The 16,264-nt window shown below is 71.5% G+C and carries 14 protein-coding genes and 1 riboswitch; of the genes, 4 read left to right on the plus strand and 10 right to left on the minus strand.

Annotation, left to right across the window (positions count from 1 at the left end; all coding sequences use genetic code 11):
* Positions 1–5: 5 nt before the first annotated feature.
* The 4 genes from GAS53_RS30750 to GAS53_RS30765 all read right to left on the minus strand — a co-directional run bounded on the left by GAS53_RS30750 (position 6) and on the right by GAS53_RS30765 (position 4,353).
* Positions 6–1,304 (minus strand): bifunctional 3,4-dihydroxy-2-butanone-4-phosphate synthase/GTP cyclohydrolase II, encoded by a 1,299-nt coding sequence (locus GAS53_RS30750; RefSeq protein ID WP_151481000.1) that lies wholly within the window; start codon positions 1,302–1,304, stop codon positions 6–8.
* Positions 1,301–1,942 (minus strand): nicotinamide mononucleotide transporter family protein, encoded by a 642-nt coding sequence (locus GAS53_RS30755; protein WP_151481001.1) that lies wholly within the window; start codon positions 1,940–1,942, stop codon positions 1,301–1,303. The genes GAS53_RS30750 and GAS53_RS30755 overlap by 4 nt, the downstream gene beginning before the upstream one ends.
* Positions 1,939–2,541 carry a riboflavin synthase gene (locus GAS53_RS30760; RefSeq protein WP_151481002.1) on the minus strand — a complete coding sequence of 201 codons (603 nt, stop codon included), beginning with the start codon at positions 2,539–2,541 and terminating at the stop codon, positions 1,939–1,941. Before GAS53_RS30760 ends, GAS53_RS30755 begins: the two co-directional genes overlap by 4 nt.
* Positions 2,542–2,690: 149 nt before the next feature.
* Positions 2,691–2,821, minus strand: a riboswitch (FMN riboswitch).
* Positions 2,822–3,153: 332 nt separating this feature from the next.
* The gene (locus tag GAS53_RS30765; RefSeq protein WP_151481003.1) at positions 3,154–4,353 is read right to left on the minus strand and encodes an ROK family transcriptional regulator; all 1,200 of its coding nucleotides are present in this window, start codon (positions 4,351–4,353) and stop codon (positions 3,154–3,156) included.
* A gap of 124 nt (positions 4,354–4,477) precedes the next feature.
* On the opposite strand from GAS53_RS30765, the gene GAS53_RS30770 reads away from it, so the two are divergent.
* Entirely contained in the window at positions 4,478–5,692 is a 1,215-nt protein-coding gene (locus GAS53_RS30770) for an MFS transporter (protein WP_151481004.1), read from the plus strand.
* A 147-nt stretch (positions 5,693–5,839) separates the two neighbouring features.
* Here GAS53_RS30770 and GAS53_RS30775 read toward each other — a convergent pair whose 3' ends face one another.
* Positions 5,840–6,964: a glycoside hydrolase family 6 protein gene (locus tag GAS53_RS30775; RefSeq protein WP_151481042.1), complete on the minus strand. Its 1,125-nt coding sequence runs from the start codon at positions 6,962–6,964 to the stop codon at positions 5,840–5,842.
* Between the two features lie 173 nt (positions 6,965–7,137).
* On the opposite strand from GAS53_RS30775, the gene GAS53_RS30780 reads away from it, so the two are divergent.
* Positions 7,138–7,842 (plus strand): DUF5995 family protein, encoded by a 705-nt coding sequence (locus GAS53_RS30780; protein WP_151481005.1) that lies wholly within the window; start codon positions 7,138–7,140, stop codon positions 7,840–7,842.
* Positions 7,843–7,940: 98 nt separating this feature from the next.
* Positions 7,941–8,873 (plus strand): LLM class F420-dependent oxidoreductase, encoded by a 933-nt coding sequence (locus tag GAS53_RS30785; protein ID WP_151481006.1) that lies wholly within the window; start codon positions 7,941–7,943, stop codon positions 8,871–8,873.
* A 51-nt stretch (positions 8,874–8,924) separates the two neighbouring features.
* On the opposite strand, the gene GAS53_RS30790 is transcribed toward GAS53_RS30785, so the two are convergent.
* Together GAS53_RS30790 and GAS53_RS30795 are read right to left on the minus strand one after the other, a co-directional pair.
* A complete protein-coding gene (locus tag GAS53_RS30790) occupies positions 8,925–10,616 on the minus strand; it encodes a flavin monoamine oxidase family protein (protein WP_151481007.1) in 1,692 nt (563 codons plus the stop codon).
* Positions 10,617–10,671: 55 nt separating this feature from the next.
* Complete coding sequence (locus GAS53_RS30795; RefSeq protein ID WP_151481008.1) at positions 10,672–11,460, minus strand: carbon-nitrogen hydrolase family protein; 789 nt, start codon at positions 11,458–11,460, stop codon at positions 10,672–10,674.
* A 313-nt stretch (positions 11,461–11,773) separates the two neighbouring features.
* On the opposite strand from GAS53_RS30795, the gene GAS53_RS30800 reads away from it, so the two are divergent.
* Positions 11,774–12,325 carry a hypothetical protein gene (locus GAS53_RS30800; RefSeq protein ID WP_151481009.1) on the plus strand — a complete coding sequence of 184 codons (552 nt, stop codon included), beginning with the start codon at positions 11,774–11,776 and terminating at the stop codon, positions 12,323–12,325.
* Here GAS53_RS30800 and GAS53_RS30805 read toward each other — a convergent pair.
* The 3 genes from GAS53_RS30805 to GAS53_RS30815 form a co-directional block, all read right to left on the minus strand.
* Complete coding sequence (locus GAS53_RS30805) at positions 12,294–13,526, minus strand: MFS transporter (protein ID WP_151481010.1); 1,233 nt, start codon at positions 13,524–13,526, stop codon at positions 12,294–12,296. The genes GAS53_RS30800 and GAS53_RS30805 overlap by 32 nt on opposite strands.
* Before the next feature lie 114 nt (positions 13,527–13,640).
* Complete coding sequence (locus tag GAS53_RS30810) at positions 13,641–15,179, minus strand: HAD-IA family hydrolase (RefSeq protein WP_225859184.1); 1,539 nt, start codon at positions 15,177–15,179, stop codon at positions 13,641–13,643.
* Between the two features lie 11 nt (positions 15,180–15,190).
* A complete protein-coding gene (locus tag GAS53_RS30815; RefSeq protein WP_151481012.1) occupies positions 15,191–16,261 on the minus strand; it encodes an ABC transporter ATP-binding protein in 1,071 nt (356 codons plus the stop codon).
* Positions 16,262–16,264 lie beyond the last annotated feature (3 nt).

The following is a 16,264-nucleotide window of genomic DNA, read 5'->3' on the forward strand; positions in this document are numbered from 1 at the left end:
TTCCGTTACTGGTTGCCGCAGGCGGACACGGTGGTCGTGTCCAGCCAGGGCAGGTCGTGCCCCATCCGGTCCCGCTTGGTGCGCAGGTACCGGAGGTTGTGCTCGCCCGCCTGTACGGGCATCGGCTCGCGGTCGGTGACCTTGAGGCCGTGGCGGACGAGCGCGTCGGTCTTGTCGGGGTTGTTGGTCATCAGCCGCACGCTGCCGACGCCGAGGTCCTCCAGGATCTGCGCGCCGGCCGCGTAGTCGCGGGCGTCGGCGGGCAGCCCCAGCTCGAGGTTGGCGTCGAGGGTGTCGCGGCCGCGCTCCTGGAGTTCGTACGCGCGCAGTTTGGACAGGAGCCCGATGCCGCGTCCCTCGTGGCCGCGCAGGTAGACGACGATGCCGCGGCCCTCGGCCTGGATGCGCTGCAGGGAGGCCTCGAGCTGGGGACCGCAGTCGCAGCGCAGGGAGTGGAAGACGTCGCCGGTGAGGCATTCGGAGTGGATGCGCACGAGAACGTCCTCGCCGTCGCCGATCTCGCCGTGGGCCAGGGCGACGTGTTCGACGCCGTCGACGGTGGAGCGGTAGCCGAACGCCGTGAACTCGCCGAAGGCGGTGGGCAGATGGGTCTCGGCCTCGCGGCGGACCGTGGGCTCGGCGGTGCGGCGGTAGGCGATCAGGTCCTCGATGGAGATGATCGTCAGGCCGTGCTTGCGGGCGAACGGGATCAGCTCGGGGAGCCGGAGCATCCGCCCGTCCTCCCCCGCGATCTCGACGATGGCTCCGGCCGGGCGCAGGCCCGCGAGCCGGGCGAGGTCGACGGCGGCCTCGGTGTGGCCGTTGCGGACCAGGACGCCGCCGGGCTTGGCGCGCAGCGGGAAGATGTGGCCGGGGCGCACGAAGTCGGTGGCCTCGGCCTCTCCCCCGGCGAGGAGTTGGAGCGTGGTGGCGCGGTCGGCGGCGGAGATGCCGGTGGTCACGCCGTACGCGGGGCCCGCGTCGACGGAGACCGTGAAGGCCGTGCGCATCGACTCGGTGTTGTTCTCGACCATCTGCGGGAGCTGGAGGCGGTCGAGCTCGTCGCCCTCCATGGGCGCGCAGATCAGGCCGCGGCACTCGCTCATCATGAAGGCGACGACCTCCGGGGTCGCCTTCTCGGCGGCGATGACGAGATCGCCCTCGTTCTCGCGGTCCTCGTCGTCGACGACCACGACCGGGCGGCCCGCGGCGATGTCCGCGATGGCCTGCTCGACCGGGTCGAGGGCGAAGTCCGAAGCGTCTTGATCGTGCCCCGTGCTGTACCAAACCGGCGCTGTGGTCATGCCGGCGCTCCTTCCAGGACGGGCTGCCCGGCCTTGCGGGAGCGCAGCCACCAGTCGCGCATGCCCCACAGGACGAGCGCGCCGTAGATGATGTAGACGAAGCCGGAGAAGGCGAAGCCGTTGGCGAAGTTGAGCGGCACGCCCACCAGGTCGACCAGCAGCCAGGCGAACCAGAACTCGACCATGCCGTGTGCCTGGGCGTACATGGCGACGATGGTGCCGACGAAGATGTAGGCATCCGGCCAGGGGTCCCATGACAGGGTCGGGTACGCCTTGAAGAGCAGGGCCACCGCGATCGTGCCGACGGCGGCGGCGCCGACCATCGCCGCGCGCTCGCGCCAGGTGGCGAAGCGTGGGGTGATCTGGCCGTCCTTGGACTGGTTCCTGCCGCGGTTCCACTGCCACCAGCCGTACGACGCGACGACGATCACGACGACCTGCTTGCCGGCGCTGCCGGTCAGGTGGCCGAAGAAGGCGGCGAAGAGGATGAGGCCGGAGAGGAACTGCACGGGCCAGGTCCATATGGAGCGCCGCCAGCCGAGGGCGAGAGCGGCCAGTCCGAAGATGTTGCCGACCATGTCCGACCAGATGATGTGCTGGCCGAAGAGGACGAACGCCTCGGAGTTGAGCCAGTTCACCGCGCCGCCCCCTGGGTGCCGAGCAGCCGCTCGACATACTTGGCGATCACGTCGACCTCGAGGTTGACCGGGTCGCCGGGCTGCTTGAGGCCGAGCGTGGTCAGGTCGAGGGTCGTCGGGATGAGGCTGACGGTGAAGTAGTCGGGGCCCGCCTCGACGACGGTCAGGCTGATGCCGTCGACGGTGATGGAGCCCTTTTCGACGACATAGCGCGCGAGGTCCGCGGGGAGCGAGATCTTCACGATCTCCCAGTTCTCGGACGGCTTGCGCTCGATGACCTCGCCCGTGCCGTCCACGTGGCCCTGCACGATGTGCCCGCCGAGGCGCTCGCCGACGGCCATGGGGCGTTCGAGGTTGACGCGGGAGCCGACGGCGAGGACGCCGAGGCTGGAGCGGTTCAGGGTCTCCGCCATCACGTCGGCGGTGAACTCGTCGCCTTCGTGGTCGACGACCGTCAGACAGACGCCGTTGACGGCGATGGAGTCTCCGTGGCGTGCGCCTTCGGTGACCACGGGCCCACGAAGCCGGAAACGTGAGGCGTCGCCGAGGTTCTCGACGGCGGTGATTTCGCCCAGCTCTTCGACGATTCCGGTGAACACTTCCCGGGTCCTCCCTCTTCGGGCACGGACTCCGGGGCCTGTCGATGACGACAGATATGAACGGGTCGGAACACCGGGGGCGACGCCGTGTGAGACCTGTCCCGTGGGACACGTCGAAACAGACGGCGACGCGCACGAATGCCCGCCCGCCGCGCACTGCCTCCCATCCGGACTTTAACCGTCGGTCCAGGAATTTCACCTGGTCAACCGGCCGCTGGAAGCGACCGGGTCGCGGACTGTAACCGCCGGTTCGGACTTTCACCGACCCCGGAGTGCGCTGCTTCTGGTACAGACTCAGTGTGCCACGCCTGATCGACGCCCATGCGGGCGAATGCTGTGGGGTGGCTCACAAGGTGTGCGGATGGACTTCACGGGACACTCGTGTCGGACCAACTTCCGCGCGGGCACAGCGCCTTACTATGGAACCTCACTATTGGTCCATACCTATTGACGCTGTGGTCTAGTCCTCTTTAGGGTCTGCGTTCACCGACTCCTCTGCGGGGTCCGCGTTCACCGGCCCGCCCCAAGAGCGACCCGGCGGCGGTGACGGAGGCCCTTGCCCCGCCGCCGGGTCTTCACTTCCGGTCGAAACCTCCGGTCGAACCGGCCGTCTCATCGGGCCGGGGGCGCGAACAGCTCGTCCTGAGCCCCGTCCCGCGCCATCAGCAGCGCCCCGCGGAGCACGGCGCCGCCGCCCAGGGCGCCGGCCCGCACCTCGACGGGCAGCGGCGACATCCGGCCGAGCCGCTCCCGCACCCTGGCGGCCAGCGCCTCGCCGCCCGCCCGGCCGATCTCGCCGGCGAGAACCACGCATCCCGGGTCCAGGACGGCGATCACGGACGCGGCACCGATGGCGACGCGATCGGCGAGCGCGTCGAGGAAGCCGGAGGCCAAGGGCTCCCCGGCGTCGACCGCGAGCCGTGCCACCGCCTCCCGGACCAGCGCCGCCGCATGCGGTTCATGGGGTTCGGCGGGCGCCACGACCCCGTGCCGTGCTGCCAGTTCGGTGATCGCGGCGGCGCCCGCGAGGGAGTGGAAACCGCCGTCGCAGCCCGTCGCGGACGGCAGGCCGTCCGTGCCCGGCACCGGCAGGAAACCGATCTCGCCCGTGCCGCCGGAGGCGCCCCGGCGCAGCACACCGTCGAGGACCACGGCGGCGCCGATGCCGTGACCGAACCACATCAGCACGAACGTGTCGCGGTCGCGGGCCGCGCCGTCACGCTGCTCGGCCAGCGCCGCGAGGTTGGTCTCGTTCTCGACGAGGACACGCGCCGGCAGCCGCTCCTGAAGGGCGGCGGCGAGGCGGCGGTGCCATTCCGGCAGGCCGGAGGAGTTGCGGAGTTCGCCGGTGGCCGGGTCGATCAGGCCCGGAGCCCCGATGCCGATGGTGTGCAGCCGCTCTGCGCCCGCCTCCTTGGCCGTACGTTCGACCAGCGCGACCGCCTGCTCCACGGCCGGCCCGGTGTCCGTCTCGTCCCCGATCGGCACCGACGCCTCGGCCAGCACCGAACCCAGCAGGTCGGACACGACGACGGCCACACCCTCGGTACGGACGTCCAGCGCGGCCAGATGCGCCCGATCGGCGACGATCCCGTACACACGGGCGTTCGGGCCGCGCCGCTGCTCTCCGGACTCGCCCACCACGCCTATCAGCCCGGCCTCGGTGAGGCGTTCCACGAGGTCGGCGACCGAGGGCCGGGACAGGCCGGTGAGCTGCTTCAACTGCCCTGCCGTCAGAGGACCTTGCTGCTGCAGCAGTCGCAGGGCGAGCCGGTCGTTGATGGCCCGGGCGGTGCTCGGTGATGCGGGCATGCCGGGATCCTTCCAGATCAGGGGCGCCATGGCGGCGGGGCCCGATAAACGCCTATCTATCAGGCAGGCTTCCTGATAGTTTACGGCGGCAGGACGGTAGAGGCACGGGGAGGGGCCGGGCAGTATGAGCGCAGTGGTCTACGACAAGCGTGAGCTGAAGCGCGCCCGGTACGCCGTGGCGACGGTCTTCGCCGTGCACGGCGCCGTGACCGGTTCGTTCGCGACCCGTGTCCCGTGGATCCAGGACCACGCGTCGGTGAGCGCGGGTCAGCTCGGCCTGGCGCTCGCGTTCCCGGCGATCGGCGCCTCTCTGGCGATGCCGCTCGCGGGCAGTGTCAGCCACCGCTTCGGCGCCCGCGCGGCCCTGCGCGGCCTGCTCTCGCTGTGGACGCTCGCCCTCGTCCTCCCCGCTCTCGCGCCGAACCTGCTCACCCTGTGCGTGGCCCTCTTCGTCTACGGCGCGACGGCGGGCATGTCCGACGTGGCGATGAACGCGCTGGGCGTCGAGGTCGAGAACCGGATGGACAAGTCGATCATGTCCGGGCTGCACGGTATGTGGAGCGCGGGCGCCCTGATCGGCTCGGCGGCGGGCACGCTCGCCGCCCATCTGGGCTCGGACGCCCGTCTGCACCACGCGCTCGCGGCCGTGGCGCTCACGCTGATCGGTGTGGCCGCCTGTCAGGGCGTACTGGATCTGCGTCCCACCGAGGACGACGAGCCGCCTCCGCGTTTCGCGCTGCCGCCCAGATCGGCGCTGCTCATCGGCGCGATCGGCTTCTGCGCCGTATTCGCGGAGGGGGCGAGCCTGGACTGGTCGGCGGTCTATCTGCGCGACGTTCTCGACAGTTCCGCCGGGGTCGCGGCCGCGTCCACGACGGGCTTCACGCTCACCATGGCGATCGCCCGGATCGCGGGCGACGCGGTGGTGGACCGCTTCGGCCCGGTCCGCACCGTGCGCGTCGGCGGGCTCTTCGCGACCCTGGGCGGACTGCTCGTCGTGGTGTCGGGAAACGCGGCGGTGGCGATGACGGGCTTCGCGCTGCTGGGCCTGGGCATAGCCGTCGTCGTCCCCCTCTGCTTCGCGGCGGCCGGTCGCAGCGGACCCAACCCCTCGCAGGCCATCGCGGGCGTCGCCACCATCACGTACACCTCCGGCCTCATCGCACCGTCCCTGATCGGCACGGTGGCGGACGCGACGAGCCTGGTGACGTCCTTCGTCCTGGTGACGGTGCTGGCCTTCGGCCTCACCGCGTTCGCGGGCGTGCTGCGGGCCAGCGGCCGCCAGAGCGGCGGAAAGGTCAGCGCCCCGGACGCGACGGTCCCGGATCCCAGGCCCTGAACCGCCCGCTCCAGCGGCTCCGCCCTGGGAGCCTCTGCTCGAACGGCCCCAGGAACCGCCGCTCGACGAGGGCGCTTCCTCGTACGGCTCCGCAGCCGAAGCCGCGGCCGAAACCCGAGCCACATCCGCAGCCGCGGCCGCGGCCGGTCAGCGTGCCAAGTCGTAGGCGTAGTCGGGCGTGAACGTCCCCGGAGCGGCCTTGCAGCCGTCGGACTCGCCGGGCAGCTTCACCCAGAGGTAGGCGTCGATCCGCGCCTCTCCGGTGGTCAGCGTCGGCGCCTGCCCGAGCTTCCGGCCCGCGGGGTCGCACCACTCGCCGTCGGGCGGGGCGCCGTTGCCGTTCCGGCTGGTGTCGATCACGGCGCCCAGACTCGCGGGGCCGCCGAGGGCATCGAGGGTCCGGCGGACGTAGGTGATCTCGTCGCCCGTCCGGTTGAAGTTCGAGACGTTGCTGAAGACGCCGTCCGAGGAGGCGGCGGACGCGGCACCGGCCTGGCGCAGCAGCCCGGCCTGTTTCTCCGGGGTGTTCCAGTCGGAGTGGCCCGCGTCGAAGTAGACCCGCGCCTTCGGGTTCGCCGCCTTGAGGACGCGGCCCGCGCGGGCCAGCGAGGCGAAGCGGGCGCCCCGGTCGCCCTCGGAGAGGCAGTCGGACTGGGCGATCGCGTCGGGCTCCAGGACCACGATGACCTCGCCGGAGCCGAGGCCGGCCGCGAACTTGTCGATCCACCCGTCGTACGCGCCGAGGTCCGGCGCACCGCCCTGCGAGGGGCCGCCGCAGTCCCGGTTCGATATCGCGTACGGCACGACGATCGGGACCCTGCCGTTCGCCGAGCCGGCCGAAGTGATCGCCCTGACGCGGGAGGTGATGTTCGACGGGGTGTAGTCCGCGAACCACACCGCGGCCGGACGGTCCGCTATCCGGGACTCGATGAGCGGGCGGCGCGGGTCGTCGCGGTTGGCACGGACCCACTCGAGAACGTTGGACTCGGGGTGGCGGTACAGCTGTACGGACGCGGGCTGGGTCTTCGGCTTCGTCGTGGTCTCGCTCTTCGAGGGCTTGGGACTCGGTTTGGCCTTGGACGGGGAGGGCGACGGCGACGGCGAGGCGGACGTCTTCGAGGGCGAAGGGGTGGGCACGGCGGGCAGCGGCTCAAGGAACGGTGAACTGGTCACGTCGGGGCGCGCCTCGTCGGTGCCGCGCCCGTCGTCGAGCGCGGACATCATGCCCGTCACGGTGCCGACCACGACGACGGCGGACGCCACCGCCACCATGGCGCCACGCCGGGAGGCGCGCCTGCGCTCGGCCCTCCGGGCAGCCAGGCGCTGGGCACGTTGGCCTGACACGTGGTGCTCCCCCCTCCTCCGGGTCCCACGTGTTCCCCCGTTCTGGGGAAGCGCTCGGCCCGGCGGCCCTTCGAACAGCCTAGGCCTGGGACCCTGCCCCCATGGTGCGGTTGGAACGCTTTGTGGAAAACACGCTTCCCGTGCACGCGGTCGACACGGTGGTGCGCCGGATGCGCGCGCTCGATGCGGCCTGGCCCGAGCGGGACGGCGTCGCGGTCTTCAACCGTGTCTACCTAGCCGTCACCGAGGAGGTCGACCGGCGCCTGGACGCGGGGCACTTCTCCGACGCACCTGCCGCGATCACCCTGGACGAGCGGTTCGCGGAGCGTTACCTGGCGGCCGTCGAGGCGGTCGCGGCCGACCGGCGTCCGCCCGCCTGCTGGCGACCGCTGTTCCAGTTCCGGCGTCATCCCGGCGTACGCCCGCTGCAGTTCGCGCTCGCGGGCATCAATGCGCACATCGGGCACGACTTGGCGCTCGCGGTGGTGGACGCCTGTCGTACGCTCGACTGCGAACCGGCCGAACTGGAGGACGAGTTCGACCGCGTGGGCGAGGTCCTCCTCACGCTGGAGGAGCGCATCCGCGAAGACCTGATGCCGGGCCCCGACCTCCTCCAGATCGCCGACCCGCTGACCCATCTGCTCGGCGCGTGGAGCCTGGAGCGGGCCCGGGACGGAGCATGGTCGGCGGCCCGCGCGCTCTGGGCCCTGCGCGCACTGCCCGACCTCGCCGACGAGTTCGTCCGCCGCCTGGATGCGGCGGTCGGCCTCGCGGGCCGGATGCTGCTCACTCCGCTGCCGGATTGATCCGGCCACACGGGCTCGTGCAGCGTCGAATCGGGGTACGGGCGCGTTAGGTTGACTGTTGAACAGCCCGACGCGAACCGACGCAAAGGAGCGTACTCATGGCCACTAGGTTGGGCCTCAGTCTTCCTCAGGCGGGGCAGTACAACATCGGGCGGGACGTACCCGACGTGGCGCGCACCGCCGAGCAGATCGGCTACGAGAGCTTGTGGGTGTACGAGCGCGCCCTGTTCCCGGAGCCCGCGACGCAGGGGCTGTACGGTGTCCCGGGCCTGCCCTGGCCCGAGCACTACCGCAATGTCCCCGACCCCCTGGTCACACTGACGCTGGCGGTCACGGCCACCGAGCGGGTCCGGCTCGGCACGGGTGTCCTGGTCGCCCCGTTGCACGGCCCGTTCCAGCTGGCCAAGACGCTCGGGACGCTGGACGCGGCGAGTGGCGGCCGGGTGGTGGCCGGCTTCGGCACGGGCTGGTCGCTGGACGAGTACGCGGCCGCGGGCGTCGCGCCGTTCGAGGAGCGCGGCAAGGTCCTGGACGAGGTTCTCGACGTGTGCGAGGCGGTTTGGGGACCGGACCCGGTGGTGTACGACGGCCGCCTCACCAAGATCGCGTCGTCCGTGGTCGGGCCCAAGCCCGCCCGGACGATCCCGATCCTGCTGCCCGCCAACAGCAAGAAGGCACTGACCCGGCTCGTCGACCGCGCCGACGGCTGGATGCCGATCGCCATGGGAGCCGAGCAACTCGCCGCGCAGTGGCGGCAGGTGCAGGACCTGACGGCCGAGCGCGGCCGTACGAGGCCGATCGAGACGGCCGTACGGGTGAACAACGTGCAGTACACGGCGAAGGCATACGACGGCGCCGACCGCGCCCCGTTCCAGGGCAACGTCGAGCAGATCGTGACGGACCTCAAGGCCCACACGGACATCGGCCTCGACGAGTTCTTCCTCGACATCCAGGCCTCGACGCGGGATGCCCAGGAGCTCAAGGACGTGGCCGCCGAGGTGTACACGGCGGCGCGGGCGGCCGGGATCTGACCTTCTCGACGGCGACTGCCGACCCGGTCAGGGATTCTCAGTCCTCGGCTCTCAGTCCTCGGGCAGCTCCACCGGCGCGATCTCGTCGTAGACGTCGCCGGGCCCGGGGTTGGCCGGGTCGGTCTCGCCGCCGAAGTGGTGCATGACGCCCCACACGGCGTTGAGCGCGGTCTGTACGGCGCCCTCGGCCCAGCCGGCCGTCCAGGAGATGTCGTCGCCCGCGAGGAAGATGCCCCGCTTGTCCTCGGGCAGCCGGTCCTGCATGAAGTGCGTGAACAGGCGCCGCTGGTAGCGGTAGTGGCCGGGCAGGTTTGCCTTGAACGCACCCATGAAATAGGGCTCGTTCTCCCAGGACACGGTCACCGGGTTGCCGATGATGTGCTTCCTGATGTCGACCTTCGGGTAGATCTCGCCGAGCGACTTCAGCATCACCTCCATCCGCTCGTTCGCGGACAGCGGCAGCCACTTCAGGCTGTCGTCACACCACGTGTAGGAGAGGCAGATGACGGCCGGCCTGTCCGGCCCGTTGTCGAGGAGGTAAGTGCCGCGCGTCATACGGTCGGTGAGCGTCATCGACATGACGTCCCGCCCGGTTGCTTCGTCCTTGTCCAGCCAGAAGGGCCGGTCGACGGGCACGAAGAGCTTGCTCGACTCCATGTAGTGGGTCCGCTCGATCGCCGTCCAGTGGTCGATCGGGAAGAGCCCGTCGTCACAGGCGACCTTGGAGAGCAGCATCCAGGACTGGGCGGTGAAGATCGCCGCCTTGTAGGTACGGATGTCACCGGAGGCGTCGGTGACCGTGATCCGATTGCCGGCCGTGCGGTGCAGGCGGGTCACGGCGGGCTTCGGTGCCCCGTCGTGCAGCTTCGCCAGCGAGGTCCCGTACGCCCAGTGCACGATCTTCTCCGGCTCGCGCTCCCACAGGCGCAGCGGGAGCTGCTGGCTGCCGCCGACGATGCCGCGGTGGTGGTCGTCGGCCTCGGTGTAGACGACGCGCAGGATCTCCAGGATGGAGTTCGGGAAGTCGGTGTCCCAGCCGCCCGTGCCGAAGCCGACCTGGCCGAAGATCTCGCGGTGCCGGAAGGACTTGAAGGCCTCCGACTCGCAGAGGAAGCCGTAGAAGGTCTGGTTGTCGAGCTTCTCGACGAGCTTCGCCCAGATCTCGCGGATGCGCGGCACGTCGCGCTCGCGCATCGCCCGGTTCATGTCGGAGAAGTCGGCGCCCTCTTCGAGACAGGCGTTCCAGGCCTTCGCCACGTCCCGGTAGACCTGCGGCAGGTCGTCGAGCGTCTCCGCGTAGTGCGACTCGCCCTTGAGGTCGACGACGGTCGAAGGAGTCGCCTCGGCCAGGGGGTTGGGGAACGGCTCGGTCCGCAGCCCCACCAGGTCGATGTAGTGCTGGAGCGCCGTGGAGGACGGCGGGAAGCGCATCGCGCCCATCTCAGCGGTGAGGGAGGGATCGCATCCGTCGAAGCCCACCGTCCGCAGCCGCCCGCCGATCCGGTCGGCCTCGTAGACGACGGGCTTGAGGCCCATCTTCATCAGCTCGTACGCGGCCACGATGCCGGAGAGCCCGCCGCCGATGACGGCGACCTCGGTGCCGAGCTCGGTCGCCGGTATCCGGCCCAGGCCCGCGGGGTGCGCGAGGAAGTCGTCGTACGCGTACGGGAAGTCCGGACCGAACATGGTGATCGGCGGCTGCGCGTCGGTGTGCGGGACGGCGGGGGGCACCGTGGACGTCATGGGGTACGGACTCCTTGCACGAAAAGCTCTGGTGAGACCTGGTGGGACTGGGGGTTCAGATGAGGGATCCGTAGAGGCCGGGGCGGCGGTCCTTCAGATACGGGTTCTCCTCGCGCGAGGAGGCGAGGAAGGCGGGGTCCACGTCACCGAGGACGAGCTCCTCCCCGCGGCCCGCGCGGGCCCGGGCACCACCGTCGGGGCCGGCCAGCGTGGAGAGCCCGACGAACTCGAACTCCCCTTCCGTACCGACCCGGTTGACGTACGCGACGTACATCTGGTTCTCGAAGGCGCGCACCGGGACGACGCACTCGGCGACGAACTGGAACGGGTGCATCTGGGCCGTGGGCACCACGAGGAGGTCGGTGCCGGCGAGGGCGTGCGCGCGGACGTTCTCCGGGAACTCCACGTCGTAGCAGATCATCAGGCCGACCCGGAGGCCGTCCAGCTCGGCCTGGACAACCGGTTCGTCGCCGGGGGTGAACCACTCCTGCTCGAAGCAGCCGAAGAGGTGCGTCTTGCGGTAGTTGGCGAGGCGCGTGCCGTCGGAGGAGATCAGCTGGGCCGAGTTGAAGACGCTCTCGCCGACGCGCTCCGGGTAGCCGTAGACGATCGCCACGGCGTGTCGGGAGGCGATCTCGGCGACCGCGTCCGCGGAGTCGCCGTCGGCGGGCTCGGCGAGCCGGTGCACGCCGTCGCCGATCGCGTAGCCCGTCAGGAACATCTCGGGGGCGACCAGCAGCCCGGCGCCCGCGGCGGCGGCACGGCCCGCGGCCTCGTCGAGGACCTTGAGGTTCTCGACGACGGAGCCGGGACGGCCGGAGCTCTGGAGCAGGGCGGTGCGCATGCGTGTTCCTCACCGGGACGGACGGGGGGTTCGGGGGCCAGATAGACGGTACGGTCCGGGGTTCGGCCCGGACAAGACGGAGCCGTTGCGCGCTCGCGGACGAATCGTTGCGTGGCTCACGGCCTCGGCGGCGATTCGTTGCGCGCCCTGGGACGTAGGGCGGGTCCTGCTCGAGTCGCAGGTCATCGGTGTACGCCCCCGCCGGGCGGCGGAGGGGTGTCCCGCCTCCGGCGCGATGTGCCGCACGGCCGGTCCGCGAGACCGTGATCGGGCTCGGACGGACCGGGCATGCACGGTGACGAGGGGATCGATCATGAGCCGTATCACGCGTACGGGCGCCGTCGGAGCGGCGCTCCTGATCGCGGCCGGGGCCGCCGCCACAACCGCCACAACGGCAACCGCCGACGGACACGCCACCGGGAAGCGCGAGGCCGCCGCGCTGACCGGTACTGCGAAGCTCTACCGGTCGGCGGGGGACGACATCACGTTCTCCTTCGACGCGCATCTCGCGGCGAAGGACAACGACAACCCGCTGAAGGCCACCGGCACCTTCCGCTTCAGCCACTACGGGGCGAACGGCGAGGGCGGCTGGGCGAAGGCGAAGGTCGACTGCCTCCTCACCGGCGGCAAGGTGGCCGTCGTCTCCGGGGTCATCACCGCCACGGACCTCGATGGCGTCAAGGGTCACCGTGTGGGCATCACGGTCCACGACACCGGCCGCACCGACCGGCTCGGCTACAGCTGGGCCGGGTCCGAGGACATGGGCCCGAAGGACCTGCCCAAGTGCGTCGGCTCCGCGCCCTTCGAGAAGGTGAAGAAGGGCACGGGCGACTTCACGGTCGTGCCGTGGAACCCGAAGTTCTAGCCGCCCCCTTCGTGGCGGCCGTCACCAGCGCTGTCACGAGGTAGGGCACCGCGAACAGGGAGAAGGCGATGCCATGCGTGGTCGCCGTCCCGGCCGCCGCGTAGGCGCCGTACACGGCGATGGTGGTCAGGTCGGTGCCCACTCCGGCCACGGAGGTCAGAGTGGCCCGGCCCGTTCCGCCGATGCGTTCCTGGAGGCGGGCGTCGGCCAGCACGCTCGCCAGCTGGAAGCCGCAGAAGGCGAGGGCCACCAGTCCGATGCCGGCCGGAGTCCGCGCCGACGCTCCCGCGGCCAGGGCCAGCGCGGAGCCGGCCAGGAGCCCGGCGAACCCGCCCGTGCCCAGCCGCTGTCCCGCACCGGCCAGCAGTCCGCCGACCGTCGCGCCCGCCCAGATCAGCAACAGCCAGTGCGGGACGGCGCTTTCCGCGACACCGGTGTCACGCACGAGCAGCGGTGTGTACTCGTCGAGCGCGCCCCACACCGCGGTGACGGCCGGGACGAGCAGCAGGGCGCCTCGGACGGACGGCTCGTGGCGGGCCTCGGCGAGTCCGTTACGCAGCGTCCGGGCCCACCCGTCGCCGGGCTCGTCGGCGGAGGCCGGGGCCCGGTGCTCCGGGAACCGCGCCGCGGTGACCGCCGTCAGCAGACAGGCCAGCACACTGGCGAGCCCCACGGCCGGGTAGCCGCCGAACGCGAACACCGGCCCGGCCAGACCCATCGCCGCCATCACGGCCACCAGCCCGGCCGCGCGGGCCCGGCCCATGACGCGTGCGTACCGGTCGGCCGCGCCGAGCCGGTCGAGTTCCTCGTACACCAGCGCCTCAAGGGCGCCGGAGCCGAGCGCCCCCTTGGCGCCCCAGAGCACGAAGCCGAGGGCGAACGCCCAGTACGACGGGGTGAGCACCCACAGCGCGAAGCCGCCCGCGGTGAGCAACGGCCCGAGCCACAGCAGCACGCGCCGCGAGACGGCGTCGGCCCAGGCACCGGACGGAATCTCCAGCAGGACACCGCTCAGCGACCACAGGATGAACAGCGAGGAGATCTGCCAGACCGTGAGACCGGTGTCGCGGAACAGCAGCGCGTACACCGGGTAGAGCAGCACCAGGTCGTCAAGGAACGCATAGCCGTACAACGTGGCCGTCAGCCGCCGGACAGCGGAGCCGGTGCCACTGCCGGGCACACGCGCAGGTGAAAGTGTCATGAGGCCTTCCCGAAGGAACCGCAGGGACAATTCGGACGCCGGATGTACGGCGCCCGAGGCGGCCCTCGGGAGGCACGGCTGGTGGATCAATGTCGCCAGGTCATGGCATCGATGCTAGACGGGACCGTCCGTCCGGCCCAGCGAATAAGTCGTGAGCGCAAAGGTCGTGATCACCGCCGCATGGTCCGAGGGCCAGTCGTTCTCCTCGACGTCGGGCCAGGAACGGGGATTGCCGGTGACGAGGGTCCGGGAGTCGAGCACGCGCAGCCCGTCGCCCGCGTACAGGACGTAGTCGATCCGGTCCTGCGGTTCCGGGCGCCCGCTGCCGTCCTCGTGCTCGGCGTGGACCGGTGACCAGGTGACACCGGGTTCCTCGAGCGGATCGGGGTGCGCCTCGCGGTAGGAGTCACGCAGGCCCGCCTCCTCGGCGGCCTTCGTCACGGGCCACTCGGCGTCGGCGCGGTCCAGGTGGGAGGGAGCGTTGAAGTCACCGACGAGGAGGACCGGAGTGGTGTCACGGGCGGCGAGATCCGGGGCCATCGCGTCCAGGATCTCCCGCAACTGGCCGAGCCGCCCCGACTCGTGGGCCACGAGGTCGGGCGCCGCGAGCCCGTCGAAGGAGGCCTCGTACGGGCCGTACGGCGTGTAGTCGAGGTGGGCGCTCCACAGCACGACCTCTTGCCGTCCGCCCAGCCGGATCCGCACGCCGGTCGCCCCGTAGAAGCCGGGGTCGGGCGCGCCCAGCCGGCCGGTGATCGGATACCGGCTGATGACGCCGAGGTTCTCCCCCGCCTGGTGGTACTCCCAGCCGAGGGCGTCGGCGAGTTCGCGGGCGGAGGTGCCGTGCGTCTCCTGGAGGCCGACCACGTCTGCGCCCGCCGCCAGGATGATCTTGAGCTGCTTCTCGCGGTGGTGGGCGACCTTCGTGCCGCCGTACCAGAGGTTCCAGCTCATCACGCGCAGTTCGCGGGGCGTGATCATCTCGCGCAGTCGGGCCGGGGTCACGTCCTCCAGGCTGTCGAGGACCGTGCGGCCGGGCGCGGCGGCGATCGGCGCCAGCGACGGAACGGCGAGCACCGCGCAGCCCGCCGCTTCGGCGGAGGAGACACCGGTCTGGGTATCTTCGACGGCCACGCAGGCGGCGGGCTCGACCCCGAGGGCGCGGCAGCCCGCGAGGTACGGGTCGGGGGCGGGCTTCGTGCGCGGGGTGTCGTCGGCGGTGACGGTGACCGCGAAGCGTCCGGCGCCCAGGGTCTCGACCACGAGGTCCGCGATGGCGCGCGAGGACGCGGTCACCAGGGCGATGGGCACGCCGTCCGCCGCCAGCGCGTCCAGGAGCCGGAGTGCGCCGGGCCGGGCCACGATCCCCGAGCGCACCCGGACCGCGAACTCCCGGTGCAGGTCCGCCGCGACCTCGGCGAACGGGGCGCCCGTGGCCCGGCTCAGCACCTCGGCGGTGTGCTCGACGGGGCGCCCGAGGACGTCCGCCGCATCGGTCTGCGCCGGCGAACGGCCGAGCCCCGCCGCCACCTGCTCGACCGCCTCCCACCACAGTCGCTCGGTGTCCACGAGGGTGCCGTCCATGTCGAACAGGACGGCCTGGAGCGGCTGTTGGGGAAGCTCGGGAGGGGCCTGCGGAGTGTGGGGGGACACGTGACTCTCTCTCATACGCGTTCGGCGACCAGGACGGGGCGCTCCGGCAGGCTGACGGTCACGGCCGAGCCCGCGCCCAGCGCCGCGGCCTCGTGGGTCGGCAGGTCGGCCTTCACCTCGGTGCCGTGGGCGAGCCGAACGGTGACGCGCGTGGCCGCGCCGAGGAAGGCGGAGGCGACGACCCGGGCGTCCCCCGTGTCGTCGGCCCGCACCCGCACCGCCTCGGGCCGTACGAGCACGTCCACCTCCGGCGCGCCGGGAGCGTCGCCGTCGACGGGCAGTCGCTGGCCGAGCACCTCGACGGTCCCGTCGGCCACCCGCCCCGGAATACGACTCATCGTCCCGACGAACTCGGCGACGAAGGCGGTGGCGGGTCGCCCGTACAACTCCGCCGGAGCCGCGCACTGTTCGAGCCGTCCGGCGCGCATGACCGCGACCCGGTCCGCCATCGACAGCGCCTCTTCCTGATCGTGCGTCACGAACAGGGTGGTGATCCCGAGCTCCTGCTGGAGTCGGCGGATCTCCTCGCGCAGGGTGAGCCGCACCTTGGCGTCGAGCGCCGAGAGCGGTTCGTCGAGGAGCAGCACGCGTGGCCGCAGAGCGAGTGCGCGGGCCAGCGCGACGCGCTGCTGCTGGCCGCCGGAGAGCTGGTGGGGGAAGCTGCCGCCCTTGTCGCCGAGCCCGACGAGGTCGAGCAACTCGGCGGCCCTGGCCCGCCGTTCGGCCGTACGCACCTTGCGCATCCGCAGCCCGAAGGCCACGTTGTCGAGGGCGCTGAGGTGCGGGAAGAGACTGTACGACTGGAAGACCATGCCGGCATCGCGCCGGTGGGCCGGGACGCGCGTGACGTCCTCGCCGTCGACCAGCACCTCGCCGGAGTCGGGGTGCTCGAACCCGGCCAGCATCCGCAGGGCGGTGGTCTTGCCGCAGCCGGACGGGCCGAGCAGGGCGAGGAGTTCGCCGGGCCGTGCGGTCAGGTCGAGTCCGTCGAGAGCGACGGTCGGGCCGAACTCCCGGCGCAGGCCCCGGAATTCGACGGTCGCGGCCGAGACGGCGGCTTTATCGAGCGTGGTGGCGGTCATGGT

It is taken from the genome of Streptomyces albicerus, from assembly GCF_008905045.1.
Taxonomy (GTDB): domain Bacteria; phylum Actinomycetota; class Actinomycetes; order Streptomycetales; family Streptomycetaceae; genus Streptomyces; species Streptomyces albicerus.

Coding starts and splice junctions, on each gene's coding strand:
- GAS53_RS30750 (WP_151481000.1), bottom strand. CDS start 1,304: ATGACCACAGCGCCGGTTTGGTACAGCACGGGGCACGATCAAGACGCT.
- GAS53_RS30765 (WP_151481003.1), bottom strand. CDS start 4,353: ATGCCCGCATCACCGAGCACCGCCCGGGCCATCAACGACCGGCTCGCC.
- GAS53_RS30770 (WP_151481004.1), top strand. CDS start 4,478: ATGAGCGCAGTGGTCTACGACAAGCGTGAGCTGAAGCGCGCCCGGTAC.
- GAS53_RS30775 (WP_151481042.1), bottom strand. CDS start 6,964: ATGGTGGCGGTGGCGTCCGCCGTCGTCGTGGTCGGCACCGTGACGGGC.
- GAS53_RS30780 (WP_151481005.1), top strand. CDS start 7,138: ATGGTGCGGTTGGAACGCTTTGTGGAAAACACGCTTCCCGTGCACGCG.
- GAS53_RS30785 (WP_151481006.1), top strand. CDS start 7,941: ATGGCCACTAGGTTGGGCCTCAGTCTTCCTCAGGCGGGGCAGTACAAC.
- GAS53_RS30790 (WP_151481007.1), bottom strand. CDS start 10,616: ATGACGTCCACGGTGCCCCCCGCCGTCCCGCACACCGACGCGCAGCCG.
- GAS53_RS30795 (WP_151481008.1), bottom strand. CDS start 11,460: ATGCGCACCGCCCTGCTCCAGAGCTCCGGCCGTCCCGGCTCCGTCGTC.
- GAS53_RS30800 (WP_151481009.1), top strand. CDS start 11,774: ATGAGCCGTATCACGCGTACGGGCGCCGTCGGAGCGGCGCTCCTGATC.
- GAS53_RS30805 (WP_151481010.1), bottom strand. CDS start 13,526: ATGACACTTTCACCTGCGCGTGTGCCCGGCAGTGGCACCGGCTCCGCT.
- GAS53_RS30815 (WP_151481012.1), bottom strand. CDS start 16,261: ATGACCGCCACCACGCTCGATAAAGCCGCCGTCTCGGCCGCGACCGTC.